Source organism: Paeniglutamicibacter kerguelensis, from assembly GCF_017876535.1.
GTDB classification, from domain to species: domain Bacteria; phylum Actinomycetota; class Actinomycetes; order Actinomycetales; family Micrococcaceae; genus Paeniglutamicibacter; species Paeniglutamicibacter kerguelensis.
Genome location: NZ_JAGIOF010000001.1, coordinates 3,196,251 through 3,213,726 on the forward strand (window position 1 = coordinate 3,196,251; position 17,476 = coordinate 3,213,726).

General features: G+C 65.4%; 13 protein-coding genes. 9 read left to right on the forward strand and 4 right to left on the reverse strand.

The genetic code is table 11. The annotated features are described in order from the left end of the window. The first annotated feature begins 2 nt into the window (after nt 1-2). The 3 genes from JOF47_RS14630 (at nt 3) to JOF47_RS14640 (ending at nt 3,116) form a co-directional block, all read left to right on the forward strand. On the forward strand, nt 3-884 hold the full coding sequence (locus JOF47_RS14630) for an ABC transporter ATP-binding protein (protein WP_209999711.1): 882 nt from the start codon (nt 3-5) through the stop codon (nt 882-884). Next, the gene (locus JOF47_RS14635; protein WP_209999714.1) at nt 881-2,083 is read left to right on the forward strand and encodes an ABC transporter permease; all 1,203 of its coding nucleotides are present in this window, start codon (nt 881-883) and stop codon (nt 2,081-2,083) included. Before JOF47_RS14630 ends, JOF47_RS14635 begins: the two co-directional genes overlap by 4 nt. Nucleotides 2,084-2,480: 397 nt before the next feature. Further along, on the forward strand, nt 2,481-3,116 hold the full coding sequence (locus tag JOF47_RS14640; RefSeq protein WP_209999717.1) for a hypothetical protein: 636 nt from the start codon (nt 2,481-2,483) through the stop codon (nt 3,114-3,116). Between the two features lie 261 nt (nt 3,117-3,377). Here JOF47_RS14640 and JOF47_RS14645 read toward each other — a convergent pair whose 3' ends face one another. Further along, the gene (locus JOF47_RS14645) at nt 3,378-6,914 is read right to left on the reverse strand and encodes a proline dehydrogenase family protein (RefSeq protein WP_209999720.1); all 3,537 of its coding nucleotides are present in this window, start codon (nt 6,912-6,914) and stop codon (nt 3,378-3,380) included. Between the two features lie 224 nt (nt 6,915-7,138). Between JOF47_RS14645 and JOF47_RS14650 the strand changes: the two genes are divergently transcribed. The 6 genes from JOF47_RS14650 (at nt 7,139) to JOF47_RS14675 (ending at nt 14,006) form a co-directional block, all read left to right on the forward strand. Then, entirely contained in the window at nt 7,139-8,080 is a 942-nt protein-coding gene (locus JOF47_RS14650; RefSeq protein ID WP_209999724.1) for a LysR family transcriptional regulator, read from the forward strand. Between the two features lie 164 nt (nt 8,081-8,244). After that, on the forward strand, nt 8,245-9,768 hold the full coding sequence (gene putP, locus JOF47_RS14655) for a sodium/proline symporter PutP (RefSeq protein WP_209999727.1): 1,524 nt from the start codon (nt 8,245-8,247) through the stop codon (nt 9,766-9,768). A gap of 182 nt (nt 9,769-9,950) precedes the next feature. Continuing rightward, nucleotides 9,951-10,340, forward strand: a complete 390-nt coding sequence (locus tag JOF47_RS14660; protein ID WP_209999729.1) for a DUF4282 domain-containing protein — start codon at nt 9,951-9,953, stop codon at nt 10,338-10,340. Nucleotides 10,341-10,488: 148 nt separating this feature from the next. Further along, nucleotides 10,489-12,012 carry a S10 family peptidase gene (locus JOF47_RS14665; protein ID WP_209999732.1) on the forward strand — a complete coding sequence of 508 codons (1,524 nt, stop codon included), beginning with the start codon at nt 10,489-10,491 and terminating at the stop codon, nt 12,010-12,012. Between the two features lie 73 nt (nt 12,013-12,085). Beyond that, nucleotides 12,086-13,486, forward strand: coding sequence for a DUF1731 domain-containing protein (locus JOF47_RS14670; protein ID WP_209999735.1), 1,401 nt, complete (start codon nt 12,086-12,088; stop codon nt 13,484-13,486). Further along, nucleotides 13,479-14,006 carry a methylated-DNA--[protein]-cysteine S-methyltransferase gene (locus JOF47_RS14675; RefSeq protein ID WP_209999740.1) on the forward strand — a complete coding sequence of 176 codons (528 nt, stop codon included), beginning with the start codon at nt 13,479-13,481 and terminating at the stop codon, nt 14,004-14,006. The genes JOF47_RS14670 and JOF47_RS14675 overlap by 8 nt, the downstream gene beginning before the upstream one ends. 131 nt (nt 14,007-14,137) lie before the next feature. On the opposite strand, the gene JOF47_RS14680 is transcribed toward JOF47_RS14675, so the two are convergent. The 3 genes from JOF47_RS14680 to JOF47_RS14690 form a co-directional block, all read right to left on the reverse strand. Further along, nucleotides 14,138-15,316: a Gfo/Idh/MocA family protein gene (locus tag JOF47_RS14680; RefSeq protein WP_342592798.1), complete on the reverse strand. Its 1,179-nt coding sequence runs from the start codon at nt 15,314-15,316 to the stop codon at nt 14,138-14,140. Between the two features lie 70 nt (nt 15,317-15,386). Then, nucleotides 15,387-16,427, reverse strand: coding sequence for an ABC transporter ATP-binding protein (locus JOF47_RS14685; RefSeq protein WP_209999744.1), 1,041 nt, complete (start codon nt 16,425-16,427; stop codon nt 15,387-15,389). Continuing rightward, complete coding sequence (locus JOF47_RS14690) at nt 16,414-17,475, reverse strand: ABC transporter ATP-binding protein (RefSeq protein ID WP_342592799.1); 1,062 nt, start codon at nt 17,473-17,475, stop codon at nt 16,414-16,416. Before JOF47_RS14690 ends, JOF47_RS14685 begins: the two co-directional genes overlap by 14 nt. Nucleotide 17,476: the final 1 nt, after the last annotated feature.

The window sequence follows — 17,476 nt, forward strand, 5'->3', positions numbered from 1 at the left end:
AGGTGTTAGAGGTACGGAATCTTACGCGGCGCTTCGGGGAACGGACGGTGCTGCACGACGTCTCCTTCGGCGTCCCCGCCAACGGCATGACGGGATTCGTCGGGGCCAACGGCGCCGGCAAGACCACCACCATGCGCATCATCATGGGCGTGCTCAAGGCCCATGGCGGCGGGGTGCTTTTCAACGGCGAGCCGCTTGTCGACGCCGACCGGGCCCGCTTCGGCTACATGCCGGAGGAACGCGGGCTCTACCCCAAGCAGCAGGTCCTCGACCAGCTGCAATACCTGGGCCAACTGCACGGCATGGGCCGGCACGATGCCCGCACCGAGGCGCTGAACCTGCTGGACCGCTTCGGCATCGCCGACCGCACCAAGGACAAGCTCGAGTCCCTCTCGCTGGGCAACCAGCAACGCGTGCAGGTTGCCGCCTCGCTGATGCACCACCCCACCGCGCTCATCCTGGACGAACCGTTTTCCGGGCTCGACCCGATCGCCGTGGACTCGATGAGCTCGCTGCTGGCCGAACGCGCGGCCACGGGCGTGCCGATCCTTTTCTCCAGCCACCAACTGGATTTGATCGACCAGCTCTGCGACAACCTGGTGGTGCTGGCCGAAGGCAAGATCGTCGCCTCCGGTTCCGCCGGGGAGCTGCGCGCCCGCGCCAGGTCCACGCACGTGATGGTGACCCCGCCGGATGCCGGCTGGCTGCGCGAGATGCCCGAGGTGAACGTGCTCGATGTTGCCGGCCCCCGCGCCGTCGTCGAGTTCGCCGATGAAGAGTCAGCCCAGCGCATCCTGCGCGCGGCACTTGACCGCGGTAGCGTCACGGAGTTCGCACCGCAGCGCCCCTCGCTTGCGGAAATCTACCGGGAGGTCATCCGATGAGCAGCACAACACCGGCCACGACCAGGCAAGGCACCCCGTGGCTGATCGTGACGCTTCGCGAGGTCACCGTGAGGCTCCGCGACAAGTCCTTCATCATCTCCACGGCCATCACCCTCGCGTTGATTGTCGGTTCCGTGGTCATCTCCGGGATCCTGGCCGACCGCACCACGGAGGCCTCCGTGGCCTTCGCCAACAATGACCAAACTGCGGCGCTGGTCCAGGCGGCCAACGAGCTCGCCGTGGAACAAGACCAAAAGATCGTGTTGACGCCCGCCCCGCTCGGTTCCGAGGAACAGGCCATGGAGGCCCTGCGGGCCAAGAACACGGATCTGGTGCTCACGCCGACGGCCGGGGGCTACAGCCTCACAGGGTTGACGGATGTCCCCGCGTCGGTGGAGAAGTTGCTCGCCGATGCGGCAGCAGAGCAGGCCCTTGAGTCGAACGCCCAGAAGTTGGGTGTCTCCGTCGAGTCGCTGACCGCGGGGTCCACGGTCACCTCGGTGTTGCTGGAGGGCGACCAGGAACGCAACTCGATGGCAACGGTCATGGGGTTCATCTTCTCGTTCCTCTTCTACATGTCGGCGTTGATCTTCGGCATGCCGATCGCCAATTCCGTGGTGGAGGAAAAGCAGAATCGCGTGGTGGAAATCCTCGCTACCGCCATCCCGATCCGCCAGTTGCTCACCGGAAAGATCCTGGGCAACCTGATCCTGGCCATGGGCCAGCTCTGCCTTTTCGTGGGCATCGGATTGCTGGCGCTGAGCATGATGCCTACCGAGATCCCGTTCATTTCCGTGGTCATTGCAGCCTCCGGGTGGTTCCTTGCGTTCTTCCTGGCAGGCTTCCTGATCCTTGCCGCGATCTGGGCGGCGCTCGGCTCGATGGCTTCCCGCACTGAGGACCTGCAGCAGTCCACCGGTCCGGTGATCACCGTGCTGGTTGCCGTGTTGTTCGTGGGGATCTACGCCAAGGGCACCTTGCTGGTTGTCGCTTCCTACATACCGGTGATTTCCTCGGTTGCAATGCCTATCCGACTGCTGAGCACCAATGTTCCGCTGTGGGAGCCATTTGTCTCGCTGGTCATTGCGGTGGCTGGAGCTTGGATCATGGTGCTGCTTAGTGAGCGGATCTATCGCCGGGCGATCATGCAGACCGGGTCGGCGCTGTCATGGCGCAAGGCATTGAAGCTCGAAGAATAGCTTCACGAAAATCTTTAATGCTCATTTGAGCAGGTATTGGAAAGTACCCGGCCTCGTGTGCAGACAGCAGTAACTATCCGTGGAAGTTCTGAGTCCGCTTGCATGGCATCGGAAATAACCTTCAAGTTTTTTGGTTTGTGCCCTACGCGATCGATCTAGTTTGCACTGCCAATTTTGTATCGTTCCAGTCTGACACGTAGCACGGGAGCATCCAGATTTAGGATTTCTGGAAATTCTGGGCAAAGTGCTCCGGCTGCTCACCATAGATATTCGAAGGACCCGTCGTTCCCCAACTCAGTATCCCTGAACCCTTGGCACTCATATTGAGCCGTCGGCACTGGCCGTCGGCGCCACTCGCTAAGATTGCGTGAGAATCGCATCGTTATTGGGGGAACAATTGAAAAAGAAATACATGGCTGTCGCCGCGCTGTCAGCCCTCCTACTCACAAGTTGTAGCTCGTCGCCAGAGGCACTACCAACAGCCACCAACGACTCGTCAGCGAGCACCGCTCCAACAAATGCCGCCCCAAGTGCGGTTCTTCCATCGCCGTCATCGAATATGAACGAGCGGGGCCAGATCGCCAAGAAACTTGGCGAAACCGGAGGCATTCCCGGAGAAGACGGCGAGCTAGACCTCAAATTCGCTGTAACCAAGTTTGAGTTCGTGAAGTGCTCCAAGTATGCGGGCGATCTGAACGGTCGCGCTCTTGCTGCACATGTCGAGGTGGAAACGACGGGCAACTACGAAGGGCCGCTTACGGTCGACGGTGCGCCAGGCCTAATAAGCTTCGTGGCATACCACTGGCGCGGTTACGAACCTGACGGTACACGGATGAATGACCTGGATAGCACAGCCGTCCAGAATTGCTTCGAGTCCAAGGCAAAGCTTCTTCCCGATTACATCGGGAAAGGTGAAAAGGCTAAAGGCATGGTCCTGCTCGATGTAACCACCAAGTCCGGCGAGGTCGCATTCAATCCTTACGGCGACGGCGGGTGGGTCTGGGAGTACCCTGGCGAGAAAGCTAATGTCTAGGGCACGAGACTCTGGAAAATCGGTTTCCCTCGGTGGAGCACCTAGCTGATTGAACGACGACTAGTAGCTTTGTTCCTTTTCCGGTTGGTAGCAAGCACTGTAGTAGTGCATAGATGCTCATAGGCCCCATGAGTCATACTACCTTCAGGTAAGTAACAGACCGGCGCTCGTTCCCGGTCCCGAGACAAAAACAGCGAAGGCCCGCAATGCTCCCCCTTTCAGGGAAGCATTGCGGGCCTTCGTCGTTAGAGCTTCGGGTTGCTAGATAACCGAGTCGCTCAGGTGGTTCGGGGTACCGAAGCGGTGCGCAGTGATGGAGACTGCCTGCTCGTGCAGGAAGGTCAGCATTTCCACGCGGCCTGCGGAGACCACGTTGTTGGCGTAGATCGCAACATCCGGCTTGCCGTTGGTTGCCTCGGCAACATCGGTGATCGAGCCACCGATGAGGCGGATGCGGGCTGCGGAGTCCGGGCCGGTCTTGGCGGCGAGGCGTGCGGCGCGTGCACCGAAGGCCTGGTCGTCTTCAACGAACACGGTGGCCGAGGATTCGGTCAGTACGGTGCGGATCGCGGCCGGAACCTCGACTGCGGAGGAAACGGTGACGCGGGATCCGGCGGTGATGCCTGCGGCAACAACGCGGATCAGCTCGGCGATGCCGTGGCCCGAGGTTTCGCCCTCGAAGCGAACGGTCACCGGCAGGGCGCGGTAGCGGAAGACGTTGCGCTCTGCGTGCAGGCCGGAAACGTCCTTGGCGGTGTTGAACTCGTTGATCCAGGCGTCGTTGTCGGACGCCAGAGCACCTTCGAGCCAGGTGAGGTCGGCTTCTTCGAGGCCTGCGGTGCGTGCTGCGTTGAACAGCGCCGATGCCGAGGCGGAGAGGATGCCGGACTTGGCAAGCGGGGCGTCTTCCCAGGATCCCATGCCCACCAGGTAGTTCGGTCCGCCGGCCTTGGTGCCTGCGCCGATGGCCGACTTCTTCCAGCCGCCGAACGGCTGGCGCTGCACGATTGCACCGGTGGTGCCGCGGTTGATGTAGAGGTTGCCGGCCTGGATGTTCTCCAGCCAGTAAGCCATCTCATCGGAGTCCAGCGAGTGCAGGCCGGAGGTCAGGCCGTAGTCGATGTCGTTGACGATCGCCACTGCCTCTTCGAGGGTCTCCGCGGTCATGACGCCGAGGATCGGGCCGAAGTACTCGGTCAGGTGGAACTCGGAACCGCGCTTGACGCCGGAGCGTACGCCCGGGCTCCACAGCTTGCCGGAGTCATCCAGCTGCTTGGGCTCGAGAACCCACTTTTCGCCTTCGCCCAGGACGGTCAGGCCGCGGAGCAGCTTGCCCTGTGCGGCCTCGATGACCGGGCCCATCTGGGTCTGCGGATCCTGCGGGTAGCCGACCTTCAACGAGCGGGCGGCGTCGATGAGCTGGTTGTGGAAGCGCTTGGATTCGGCAGCCGAACCAACCAGCACCACCAGCGAGGCGGCGGAGCACTTCTGGCCGGCGTGGCCGAAGGCCGATGCCGCCAGGTCCTTGGCCGCGAGGTCAAGGTCGGCGTTCGGGGTGATGATCAGGGCGTTCTTGCCGGAAGTCTCTGCCAGCATCGGCAGGTCCTTGCGGAAGGAGCGGAAGAGCTCGGCGGTCTCGTAGCCACCGGTGAGGATCAGGCGGTCAACGGCCGGGTGCGAGACAAGCTCGGTGCCCAGGTCGCGCTCGGAGAGCTGGACCATCTGCAGCACGTCGCGCGGGACGCCTGCTTCCCAGAGGGCTTCGATCATCACGGCGCCGGAGCGTGCTGCCTGGCCGGCAGGCTTGATGATGACGGAGGAACCCGCGGCCAGGGCCGAGAGGGTCGAGCCTGCCGGGATGGCCACCGGGAAGTTCCACGGCGGGGTGACAACGGTCAGCTTCGACGGAACGAAGGTTGCACCTTCGACGCTGTCCAGTTCCAGGCCACGCTGTGCGTAGTAGTGGGCGAAGTCGATGGCCTCGGAAACTTCCGGGTCACCCTGGTCCAGGGTCTTGCCGCACTCGGAACCCATGACCTCAAGCAGCTCGGCACGGCGGGCCTCAAGGGTGACGCCTGCGCGGTGCAAGATGGCAGCACGTGCGACGGCGCCCATGGCAACCCACGAGTCGGATGCTGCAACGGCGGTCTCGACGACCTTGTTCAGCTCGTCCTCGGTGTGGATCAATGCCGCGGCAACTGAATCGGCACCCAAGGTGGAGCCAACCATCTTGTTCACGATTTCGCGGCCCCAGGCGCGGTTGCCCGGAAGGTCCGGATCGGTGTCCGGGGTGTTCTCGAAGTCGAGGGTGCCGTTGGCCAGGCCTGCAAGCTTGGCGCCAACCTCGACGGCGTCGACCACGTTGCGGTCCTGGATGCGGTGCGGAGCCGGAACCTTGTCGTCAAGGTCGGCCAGCGAGGCCAGGAAGCGGTTCTTTTCGCGCTCGAACAGGGCCTCGTTCTTGTCCAGTTCGAAGACTGCGGACATGAAGTTTTCCTGGCTCGCGCCCTCTTCGAGGCGGCGGATCAGGTAGGCGATGGCCACGTCGAACTCGCCCGGGTGTACAACCGGGGTGTAGAGCAGCAGCGATCCGACATCCTTGCGGACGGCCTCGGCCTGGCCGGTGGCCATGCCCAGGAGCATTTCGAATTCGATGCCTGCGGTCACGCCGCGGGACTGTGCCAGCAACCAGGCCAGGGCAACGTCAAAGAGGTTGTGGCCGGCGATGCCGATGCGCACGTTCTCGACGTGGCCCGGGCGCAGTGCGTAGTCCAGGACCGACTTGTAAGAGGTGTCCGAGTCCTGCTTGGTGTTCCAGGTGGCAACCGGCCAGCCGTGGAGGTCGGCTTCGACCTGCTCCATCGGAAGGTTTGCACCCTTCACGACGCGGACCTTGATCGGTGCGCCGCCGATGGCGGTGCGCTTGGCGGACCATTCCTGCAGGTGGATCATGGCGGAGAGGGCGTCCGGCAGGTAGGCCTGCAGCACGATGCCGGCCTCGAGGTCGCGGAATTCCTCCATGTCAAGGATCTGGGTGAAGACCGCAATGGTCAGGTCCAGGTCCTTGTACTCTTCCATGTCCAGGTTGATGAACTTCTTCTTGGGTGCCGAGGTGGCGGCCAAGCGGTAGAGCGGGACGAGCTTCTCGATGATGTGCTCGACTGCCTCGTCGAAGGCCCAGTGGTTGTGCGGGGCAACCGTGGAGGAAACCTTGATGGAGACGTAGTCGACGTCGTCGCGGGACAGCAGCTTGTGGGTGCCCTCAAGGCGGCGGGCGGCTTCGCCCTGGCCCAGGATGGCTTCACCCAGGAGGTTGACGTTGAGGTCAATTCCCTCCTTCTTGATCTTGGAGATCGAGGCACCGAGCTTTGCATCGGTGGCGTCGATGATCAGGTGGCCGACCATCTCGCGCAAGACCTTGCGGGAGATCGGGACAACGACGCCCGGCATGATCGGGGCCATGAAGCCGCCGAGGGCAACTGCGGACTTCATGTACCAAGGCAGGAAGGACGGAACCTTCGGCGCCAGGGCCTTGAGGTTGCGGGCGGCAACCTTCAGGTCCTCGGGGCGGATGACGCCGTCGACAAAGCCGACGGTGAAGTCAAGGCCGTTGGGGTCCTTCAACACACCGGCAAGCTGCGCGGCGGAAGCGTCAACCGGAACCTTCGCGCCCTCGGTGAGCCAGTGGCGCACCAGCTTGATGGTTTCATCGGCCAGGTCCTGGGGACGGGCCAGGGGGGTGCCATCGGCTGCTAGTGCCGGGGGCACGATGCGCGCGTGCGAGGTCTCGAGGGACAAGGCTGCTTCTCCTTGGAAGATGAGATATTTGTCGGTTACTCGTCTGCCGGGAGCACACCAGAGAGGATGCGGGCAGACGGGTTCACAAGTCAGTATGACCCCAACCATACCTTCAGCAAAAGTGAACAAACCCGAATGTTTTCCTTCGGGTTTCCCAATGTATTCTTGGGGTGTTCCCACCCATGAAGAATCACCGAGATCTTCCCCACACCCCCGGAGCCACAATGCTTGAAATACGCCGCCTGCGCCTGCTTCGCGAACTCAGCATCCGCGGGACGATCGCCGAGGTTTCCGACGCCTTGAGCTATAGTCCCTCGTCGATCTCCCAGCAGCTCTCGCTGCTGGAAAAAGAGACCGGCGTGCAGCTGTTGCGCAAGGTCGGTCGGCGCCTGCAACTCACCCCGCAGGCAGAGGTCCTGGTGGCCCACACCGACGAGCTGCTGGACTCCATGGAACGGGCCGAGGCGGACCTCGCCTCGACCCAGCCGGAGATCGCCGGAACGGTCCGCATGGCGGTGTTCCAGACGGCGGTTCTTTCGCTGATCCCCTCGATGCTCAGGCAGCTGCGCCAGGACTACCCGCACCTGCGCGTGGAGATGGTCCAGCATGAGCCGGAAACGGCCCTGCACGAAACCTGGGCGCGCGACTTTGACCTAGTCGTAGCGGAACAATACCCCGGGCACGCGGCCCCGCACTACGCCGAACTGGACCGCAGGATCCTGGCCCACGACGCCATCCGGCTGGCCCTGCCCGGGCGCAACGAGGCGATGCCCGAGGAGTTCCACCACGTATCCTCGATCGAGGCCGCAGCGGGCCTGCCCTGGGTCATGGAACCGCACGGGGCGGCCTCCCGGCACTGGGCCGAACAGGTCTGCCGCTCGGCCGGCTTCGAGCCCGATGTCCGCTATGAAACGGCCGACCTCCAGGCGCACGTGCGGCTGGTGGAATCGGGCAACGCCGTCGCCCTGCTTCCGGACCTGGTGTGGGCGGCGCGCAAGCTCGATCTGCGCATCGTCGACCTGCCCGGTGCGCCGCAGCGCACGATCTTCACCGCCATGCGGCATTCCTCGGCGCAGCACCCCGGATTGATCGCCGTGCGCAGGGCCCTGCACGAGCAGGCCGGCGGCCTTCCCACGACGCAGGGCAGCGCGTCCGCACCCCTGTAATGCGTATCACAGGAAGATAACGTGGCGGCTTTTGGGATCACGCCGCACGTGCTTTTGCTGTCATACTCGAAACTTCGTTGTGCGCGCCCGGCAGGTGCTGGAGGCAGTGCAACTTGCCGAGAGATCATTCATTTCCCGGTACGCACCACATTCACGAGGTCCCCATGTCTGAACAAGCGTTCCAGCTGATAGCCATTGCCGTGTATCTGGCGGCGATGTTGGCCATCGGCTACTTCGCCTACAAGCGCACAAACAACATCGACGACTACATGCTCGCAGGCCGCGGTCTGAAGCCCGGGGTCGCAGCCCTTTCCGCCGGCGCCTCGGACATGTCCGGCTGGCTGCTCATGGGCCTGCCCGGCGCCATCTACCTCAACGGCCTGATCGAGGCCTGGATCGCGATCGGCCTGACCGTCGGCGCCTGGCTGAACTGGAAGTTCGTGGCCCCGCGGCTGCGTTCCTACACGGAGGTCGCCCAGAACGCGATCACCATCCCGAGCTTCTTCGAGAAGCGCCTCAAGGACAACAGCCACTTCCTGCGCATCGCGGCGTCGCTGATCATCCTGGCGTTCTTCACGTTCTACGTCTCCTCCGGCATGGTCGCCGCCGGCAAGTTCTTCGAGTCCTCCTTCGGCTGGAACTACTTCACCGGCATGTTCATCGTCGTCGGCATCACCCTGCTGTACACGCTCTTCGGCGGATTCCTGGGTGCCACCCTCACCGACGTGGCCCAGGGCCTGCTGATGTTCGCGGCCCTGATTGCCGTGCCGATCGTCGCCGTCATCCAGATGGGCAACATGGGCGACTTCACCACCAAGCTGACCGAGATCAACCCGGACGCCCTGAACCTGTTCTCCAGCTTCAACGGCACCAACGGCCTCCTTGCCGCCGTCGCGATCTTCTCCACCGCAGCCTGGGGCCTCGGCTACTTCGGCCAGCCGCACATCATCGTGCGCTTCATGGCGCTGCGCACCCCCAGCGAGGCCAAGACCGCCCGCCGCATCGGCATCGGCTGGATGGCATTGACCGCCATCGGCGCCATCACCACCGCGCTCGTGGGCATCGTCTACTTCGCCGGCAACCCGGCCAAGGAAATCAAGGACGAGGAAACCGTCTTCCTGCTGCTGAGCCAGATCTTCTTCCACCCGTTCGTTGCCGGCTTGGTACTGGCCGCGGTGCTGGCGGCGATCATGTCCACCATGTCCTCGCAGTTGATCGTTTGTTCCTCCGCCCTGGTGGAGGACCTCTACAACATCGCCGGCAAGAAGCTGACCCCCAAGCGCGAGGTGGCCCTGGGCCGCTCGGGCGTGCTGGTCGTCGCCGTCGTCGCCTCGCTGCTGGCGCTGAACCGGGACTCCAGCATCCTGGACCTGGTCGGCTTCGCCTGGGCCGGATTCGGCGCCGCCTTCGGCCCGATCGTGTTGCTGAGCCTCTACTGGCGCAAGCTCACCTCCACCGGCGCGCTGGCCGGCATGATCACCGGTGCCGTCGTCGTCTTCGTCTGGGGCAACATCACGCCCCTGCACGATGCCATGTACGAGATCGTCCCCGGCTTCCTGCTGAACCTCTTGGTTGCCGTCGTTGTTTCACGCATGACCTACAAGCACAACGAAACGATCGAGGCTGAATTCTCCGCGATGGAGAAGGAAGTTTCCGAAAACGCTCCATACGTCGCCGAAACCGTCTAACGGTTCGGACTGACTGAAAAGCGGGTCTGGTCAAATGACCGGGCCCGCTTTTTCGTCCCCGGCGGCGCCTGCGCCGCGGCCGTTGTGCGGCGTTCCCGGCCTTCACGCGGGCGCCCCTCTCGTGTTTGACTGGGATTTGCAGTGATCGCTCGATTCACCAATGGTCGAAATGAGGGACAAGCATGAAACAGCTTTTTGATTTCAACTTCGGTACTTTCGTGACACCCAAGATCGTCAAGATCGTCTACATCCTGATCACCATCGGCTTGGCCGTGCTGTACCTGGGCATGGTGATCGCCTCGTTCACCTTCGAAAGCCCGATGTTCGGGATCCTGGTCCTGCTGGTCATCGGCCCGCTCGTCACCATCATCTACCTGGCGCTGGCCCGCATGGGACTTGAATCCCTGGTTGCCACGATCCGCACCGCACAAAACACCGGCGAGCTGGTTCGCCTGGCCGGCGGCAGCGCACCGGGCCCCAGCTCGGTCCAGAATCCCTACCCCGGCACACCGATGAACCCGCCGCCGGCCCCGCCCGCGACCCCGTACGACGGCGGCCAGCCGCAGGGCTGAAACAGAGTTGAAAACGGCGGTTCTTGCGGCGCCCCGGCACGGCGCCGCACCGCCGTCGGCGTTAAGCCACCGAATTGGGAATTTGCCCCGACTTTGCCGGGAATTCCCCGAGTCAGGGTTTGCCCGCATCAGGCTGTAGGCTCTTCCCATGCCTGAAGTTCCTGCCTCATCCCCTGCCGCCTCCACGACCGCCGAAAAACCCGAAGCCGTGGACGATTTTGTCACCCGCCAGCACCGCACATCCTCGGGTCTGCGCTACACCAGCACCACCGGCCGGATGGTGTTGCGCCGGGAAGAGGACGCAGAAGGCAAGACCGACGGGTTCAAGCCCAAGGCCGAGATCTTCATGATTTCCTACACCGCGGACGAGCCCGAGGCCCCGGCCGCGACGACCGCCGCCGGCAAGGCCCGTGCCAAGAAGCCAAGCGGCCCGCCGAGCATCAACCGCCGCCCGGTCGTCTTCGCCTTCAACGGCGGCCCCGGCTCGGCCAGCCTCTGGCTGCACATGGGCCTGCTGGGCCCGCGCATCGTCGACTCGGGCGACGTCGGGAACATGACCCCGGCGCCGTACGGGGTGATCGACAACCCCGAGTCCCTGCTGGAGCACGCCGATGTGGTGATGATCGACCCGGTGAACACCGGCTTCTCCCGCGTGATCGAGGGCGGCAAGAGCGATGAGTTCCATGCCTTCGTCGCCGACCGCGACCTGATCGCCGAGGCCATCCGCCTCTGGGTCACCCGCAACCAGCGCTGGCTCTCCCCCAAGTACCTCATCGGCGAATCCTACGGAACCATGCGCGCCGTGGCCGTGGCCCGCCGCCTGCACGAGGCGCACGGCATGGCCGTGAACGGCCTGGGCCTCATCTCCACGGTGCTGAACATGTCCACCCTGGACTTCGCGCCGGGCAACGACACCCCCTATGCGCTGCACCTGCCCACCTACGCGGCCATCGCCCACTACCACGGCCGGCACGGCAACCGCCCGCTGGATGAGATCATCCGCGACGCCGAGGACTACGCGGCCGGCGACTACGTAGTGGCCCTGCACCTGGGCAGCCGGCTGTCCAAGCGGAAGTTCGACGGGGCGGTCAAGCACCTGGCCGAGCTCACCACGCTCTCCGAGGCCTTCATCCGCCGCACCAACCTGCGCTGGGACTACATGGAGTTCGCCACCGAGCTGCTGCGCGAGAAGGGCCTGATGGTCGGGCGCATCGACGGCCGTTTCACCGGCGTGCCGCCGCGCCTGCAGGAATCCCACACCTGGGACGACCCGTCGCTGCGCGCCATCACCCCGCCCTACGCCGCGGCGATCAACCACTATGTGCGCGCCGAGCTCGGCTACGAATCGGACCTGCCCTACGAGGTGCTCACCGGACGGGTGCACCCGTGGAGCTACGAGACCTTCGAGGGCAAGCCGGTCGACGTCACCCGGGACCTGGAGCGCCTGCTCATCGACATCCCGGAACTGCGCGTGCACGTGGACTACGGCTACCACGACGGCGCCACCCCGCACTTCGCGGCCGAGTACGTGTGGGCGCACTTGGAGATCCCGGCCGCAGCCCGCGCACGCTTCAGCCACTACTACTACGCGGCGGGGCACATGATGTACGTGGACCCCGCGGTGCGCGTGGCACAGCTCGGGGCGCTCTCCGAGTTCGTCACCAAGGCCTGATCCGGACCTGATCCGGACCCGCTTGCGGGGGCCCGTGCATTCGGGCTCCCGCAGAAGTGGCTAAGCTGAACCCATGGCTTGGCAGCGTACACAGACACAGTTCTTCGCCCTCCCCGTCTCCGCCCTGTGGGAGGTGCTGAAGGATCCCGCCCGGGTTCCCGAATGGAACCCCGCCATCGCGCGGCTGGACCCGCGCACGCAACCCGCGACGGCCGGAACCGAGATCGACCTGGTGCCGACCGGGGACGTCATTGGCCCGATCCACGCCAAGACCGCCGCGCCCGCGGTCATCACCCGGATCGACGAGGGCTCCAGCCTGACCTGGCGGCAGCCCCAGCCCGGCGGCTACCTGCTGGTGCGGTGGTCGCTGAGCGAGGTTTCCGGGGGCTGCGAGCTGACCCAGCTCGTCTCCGTCTCCGGGCTCGCCTCCCCGCTCTTTGCGCAGACCGCGGCCAAGCCGATCGCCGGGAACTTCGCGCAGAATTGCGCCAGGCTCTACACCCTGGCGGGCGGCACCGAGACCCGCGACCTGCGCGTGGTGATCGCCGGGGGCCACGGTTTCCTGGGCAGCCGCGCGGCGGCGGACCTGCATTGCCGCGGGCACCAGGTCACCGTGCTCACCCGCACCGTGCGCAAGGACAGCCCCTACCGGCAGCTGCCGTGGGACGGCAAGACCCAGGGGCCGTGGGCCGGCGCCCTGTATGCGCAGGGCCGGCCGACCGCGGTGCTGAACCTGGCCGGCGAACTGGTGGACCTGCCGCCGACGCCGGAAAACATCAAGCGGCTGCGTTCCTCCCGGGTGGATTCCACCCGAGCGCTCGTGGAAGCAAGCTCAGCGCTGCCCCGCCCGCTGGCAGCCTTCCTGCAGTCGAGCACCACCGCGATCTTTGCCGATGCCGGCGAGCAACGGCTCACCGAGTCCTCGGCGCTGCCCACCGGCACCCGGGCGCTGCCCCAGATGACGGGCGTGGCACGGCCGTGGGAGGAAGCCGTGGCCGGCGCCAACGCCGAGCGCGTCAACATCCTGCGCACCTCGCTGGTGTTCGAGCAGGAAAGCCCGCTGGTGGACAGGCTCAGCCTGTTGGCGCAGGCCGGGCTGGGCGGCCCGGTGGCCGGAGGCCGGCAATGGGTGAGCTGGATCCACCTGGCCGACTGGCTGCGCATCGTGCGGGCCTGTCTGGGCCTCGGGGAAGATCCGGCGTTGCCGGAAGGCGTCATCAACCTGGCCGCGCCGAATCCGGTGCGCAACACCGAAATGATGTCCCTGCTGCGGGCCCGCGTGGCCCCCGGGGTGCTGAAGAAGTTCGGGCTGCCCACCCCCAAGCCGGTGCTCGCCGCCGGCGCCGTGCTGCTGCACACCGATCCCGCACTGGGGACCACCGGCAGGTACGTGACCTCCGAGGTGCTGGAGGCTGCAGGGTTCGAGTTCGAGCACCCGACGTTCGCCGGCGCCCTGAGGGGGATCTTTGGCTGAGCGGCCGGCGGTCCGCCATGCCGTGGTCGATTCGCCCATCGGGCCGCTGACGATCGCCGCCAGCGCGCGGGGCGTGACCGGCATCTACATGCTGAACCACTCGCACCCGCCGGCGGCGGAAGCACTCGGCGAGACGCTGGACGCGGCGGGCGATGACCCGTTCATCGCCCGGGCCGCGGACCAACTGGGCGAATACTTCTCCGGCCAACGCACCTCGTTCGATGTCCCGCTCGATGCCGACGGCACCGAATTCCAGCGGCGCGTCTGGGCCGCACTGGCCAGGATCCCGTTCGGGCAGACCCGTTCCTACGGCGAGCTGGCGCTGGAACTCGGCGACGTGAAGCTGACGCGCGCGGTGGGAACGGCCAACGGCCGCAACCCCGTCTCAATCATCGTTCCGTGCCACCGCGTGATCGGTGCCGACGGCTCGTTGACCGGGTACGCCGGTGGCCTTGACCGCAAGCTGTTCCTGCTGCGGCTCGAGGGCATCGTTCCGGAGGCCGAGGAAACGCTCTTCTAGCCCGGCCCGCCAGACACGACGCCACCGCCGGGGCATGGGAAAAGCGGCTCCCGGAAACAAGATTCCGGAAGCCGCCTGCTTCTGCCCATTGGCAAGACTTCTAGCATGCCCTGAGCCAGAGCTTTGCCGGGCTAGACGGCGGCGCGTTCCTGGTTGGCCGCGAAGTAGGCCAACAGTTCCCCGCCGAGCGCGGGAACCTGCTTGGCCGATCCGTCGGTGCGCAGCGACTCGGTGGCCAGCACGCCCGCGGCAACCGCGGCGCGGGCCGCGACCGGTGAGGTCTCGGTCGGTCCGCCCTCGGCCGCGAAACGCAGGAACTCGGCGATCAGGCGCGGGTCCGCCCCGCCGTGGCCGCCGCCGGCGGCCTCGATTTCCACCTCGAGGTCGGCCTCCACGTAGCCGTCCTGGCTGCGGGTGTTCCACACCTTGATCAGGTTGCCCGCGTCGTCGCCGAAGTTCTCCAGGCGGCCCGCGGTGCCGATGACCGTGTAGTTCCTCCAGTAGTCGGGGGTGAAGTGGCACTGCTGGTAGGAGGCCAGCACGCCGTTGTCCAGCGTCATCTGCATCATGGAAATGTCTTCCACGTCGATGACCGGGTTCAGGTCCGTCTGCTCGGTCGGCGGCCAGTTCTGAAGCGAGAACCAGTCCCCCATGCGGCGGTCGGTGTTGTCGCGGCGCGATTCGATGTCCCCGTACACTGCCAGGTCGCCGACGGCGGAAACGCGCTGCGTGTATCCGCCGGCAAGCCAGTGGATCACGTCGATGTCGTGCGCGCCCTTTTGCAGCAGCAGGCTGGTGGTGTTCTTGCGCTCGGCGTGCCAGTCCTTGAAGTAGTAGTCGCCGCCGTTGCCCACGAAGTGGCGGCACCAGACGGCCTTGACCGCACCGATGGCACCGGATTCGATGATCTCGCGCATCTGGCGGACCACCGGCATGTGGCGCATGTTGTGCCCGACGTACAGCTTGGTGCCGGTGCGGAAGGCCGTTTCCAGCACCTCGTCCACGGCGTCCAGGGTGACGTCCAGCGGCTTTTCGCAGAACGTCGGGATCCCGGCTTCCAGGGTGCGCTTGGCAACCACGGCGTGCTGGTTGTCCGGGGTCAGCACCAGCACGGCGTCCAGGCCCGCATCGAGCAGTTCGCCCAGGTCGGCAGTGATTCTTGCCTCGGGCAGCTTCTTCGCCGCGTCGGCGCGGCCGCGTTCGGAGGTGTCGCACACCATGGTCACGACCGAGCCCGCGCCGGGGCGGTGGGCGTGCTCGTACAGCCCGGAACGCAGTCCGAACCCGACGACGCCTACTTTGAGATCCACGAAAATTGCTCCTTTAATGAAAAACTTGAATTCGGTATGGGTGCACCCGGCCTCGGGCGCACCCATGGCTTTAGTTGGTTGGGGTGTTGGTGGCGAAGTGGCAGCGGGACACGTGCGTGTCGCTGATCTGGACCAGCTCGGGTTCCTTGGTTGCGCAGATGGCCTGGGCCATCGGGCAGCGGGTGTGGAAGCGGCAGCCGGCGGGCGGGTCGATCGGCGAGGGCGGGTCCCCCTGCAGCACGATGCGTTCCCGGTCGGTCCCGTCGTTGCGGCGCAGTTCCGGGGCCGCGGACATCAACGCACGCGTGTACGGCTGCCCGGTCCGGTCGTACACGTCGGCGTACGTTCCCAGTTCCACGACGCGGCCCAGGTACATGGTCGCGACCCGGTCGGAGATGTGCCTGACGATCTGCAGGTCGTGGGCGATGAACAGGTAGCTCAGGCCCAGTTCCTTTTGCAGGTCGTCGAGCAGGTTCACCACCTGGGCGCGCACCGAGACATCCAGCGCGGAGACGGGTTCGTCGCAGATGAGCATCTGCGGGTTCAGCGCGATGCCGCGGGCGATGCCGATGCGTTGCTGCTGGCCGCCGGAGAAGTTGTGCGGGTAGCGGTCGGCGTGGTTGGGGTTCAGCCCGACCAGTTCCAGCAATTCCTTGATCTTGGCCTTGCGCCCGGCCTTCGGGGCGACCTCCGGGTGGATCGCGAACGGCTCGCCGACAAGTTCCTCCACGCTCATGCGCGGGTTCAGCGAGGAGTACGGGTCCTGGAAGATCAGCTGGATGTTCCGGCGCATCTCGCGGCGTTCATCGCCCTTGAGCCCGTTGATGTCCTGGCCGCGGAAGAGCACCTGGCCGGCCGTGGGCTTCTCCAGCCCGGCCATGACGCGGGCCAGCGTGGACTTGCCGCAACCTGATTCGCCGATGACGCCCAGGGTCTCCCCCTCGGAGAGGGACAGGTCGACACCGTCCAGGGCCTTGACGAACTTGCGCGGGCCGATCGGCAGGTGGCGGGCCACCGGGTAGTGCTGCTTGACCGAGCGCAACTCCATCAGCGGCGTTGCGGTGGCTTCGTCCGCGCGGACGGGGAGGGTGAGTGTTTCAGACGTTGACATGGGCCAAGACCTTCGGGGTGTGGAAGCAGGCACTGTGCCGTGCTGTATCGATGTGCCGTGATGCTTCGATCGTTTCGAGCGCCGGAATGCTCTCCAGGCAGTTGTCCGTGACAAAGGAGCAGCGGTTGGCGAAGGAGCAACCCACCGGCAGGTTCAACAGGTCCGGGGGCGTGCCGGGGATCGCCGGCAGGCGCTGGCCCTTGAGCTCCTCCCCCGCGATCGAGGCAGCCAGACCTCGCGAGTAGGGGTGTCCGGGGCGGTTCAGCACCTCGGCGGTCGGCCCGTGTTCCACGACCCGGCCGGCATACATGACGGCAACCTGGTCGGTGACCTCCTTGACCACGGAAATGTCGTGGGTGATCAGGATCAGCCCCATGTTCCGCTCTTCCTGCTGCTCCTTGAGCAGTTCCAGGATCTGCGCCTGCACGGTGACATCCAGCGCGGTGGTCGGCTCGTCGGCGATCAGCAGCACCGGGTCCAGGGCCAGCGCCATGGCGATCACGATGCGCTGGCGCATGCCGCCGGAGAACTGGTGCGGGTAGTCGTTCACCCGTTTTGCGGCCGCGGGGATCTTGACCCTGTCCATCATCTTGATGGCCGCTGCCTTGGCGTCCCTGCGGGAGTACCCGCGGTGCACGCGGTAGAGCTCGCCGATCTGGCGTCCCACCGGGTGGACGGGGTTCAGTGCGGTCAGCGCGTCCTGGAAGACCATCGACACCCGGGAGCCGACCAGCTGGCGGTGGCGCTTGGGGGTCACGGTGAGCAGGTCCTCGCCCTCCAGGAGGATTTCCCCGCGCGGGATGTGCGCCGGGGGCATGTCCAGGATGCCCATGATGGCCCGTGCCGTCACTGACTTGCCGGAGCCGGATTCGCCCAGGATGCCCAGCGCCTGCCCGCGCTTGACCTCGAAGTTCATGCCGTTCACGGCCGTGGCGATGCCGCGGGTGGTGTTGAATTCGACCTCGAGGTCTTTCACGCGCAGCAGCACGTCGTCGGCGGGGTCCGTTGCGGCATTGGCTGCGGGGGTCGCAAGTTGGTGGGTGCCCACG

What these genes read in the sequence shown, in the direction of transcription:
- JOF47_RS14650 (WP_209999724.1), top strand. Translation starts at nt 7,139, where the DNA reads ATGCTTGAAATACGCCGCCTGCGCCTGCTTCGCGAACTCAGCATCCGC.
- JOF47_RS14665 (WP_209999732.1), top strand. Translation starts at nt 10,489, where the DNA reads ATGCCTGAAGTTCCTGCCTCATCCCCTGCCGCCTCCACGACCGCCGAA.
- JOF47_RS14685 (WP_209999744.1), bottom strand. Translation starts at nt 16,427, where the DNA reads ATGTCAACGTCTGAAACACTCACCCTCCCCGTCCGCGCGGACGAAGCC.
- JOF47_RS14670 (WP_209999735.1), top strand. Translation starts at nt 12,086, where the DNA reads ATGGCTTGGCAGCGTACACAGACACAGTTCTTCGCCCTCCCCGTCTCC.
- JOF47_RS14660 (WP_209999729.1), top strand. Translation starts at nt 9,951, where the DNA reads ATGAAACAGCTTTTTGATTTCAACTTCGGTACTTTCGTGACACCCAAG.
- putP (WP_209999727.1), top strand. Translation starts at nt 8,245, where the DNA reads ATGTCTGAACAAGCGTTCCAGCTGATAGCCATTGCCGTGTATCTGGCG.
- JOF47_RS14635 (WP_209999714.1), top strand. Translation starts at nt 881, where the DNA reads ATGAGCAGCACAACACCGGCCACGACCAGGCAAGGCACCCCGTGGCTG.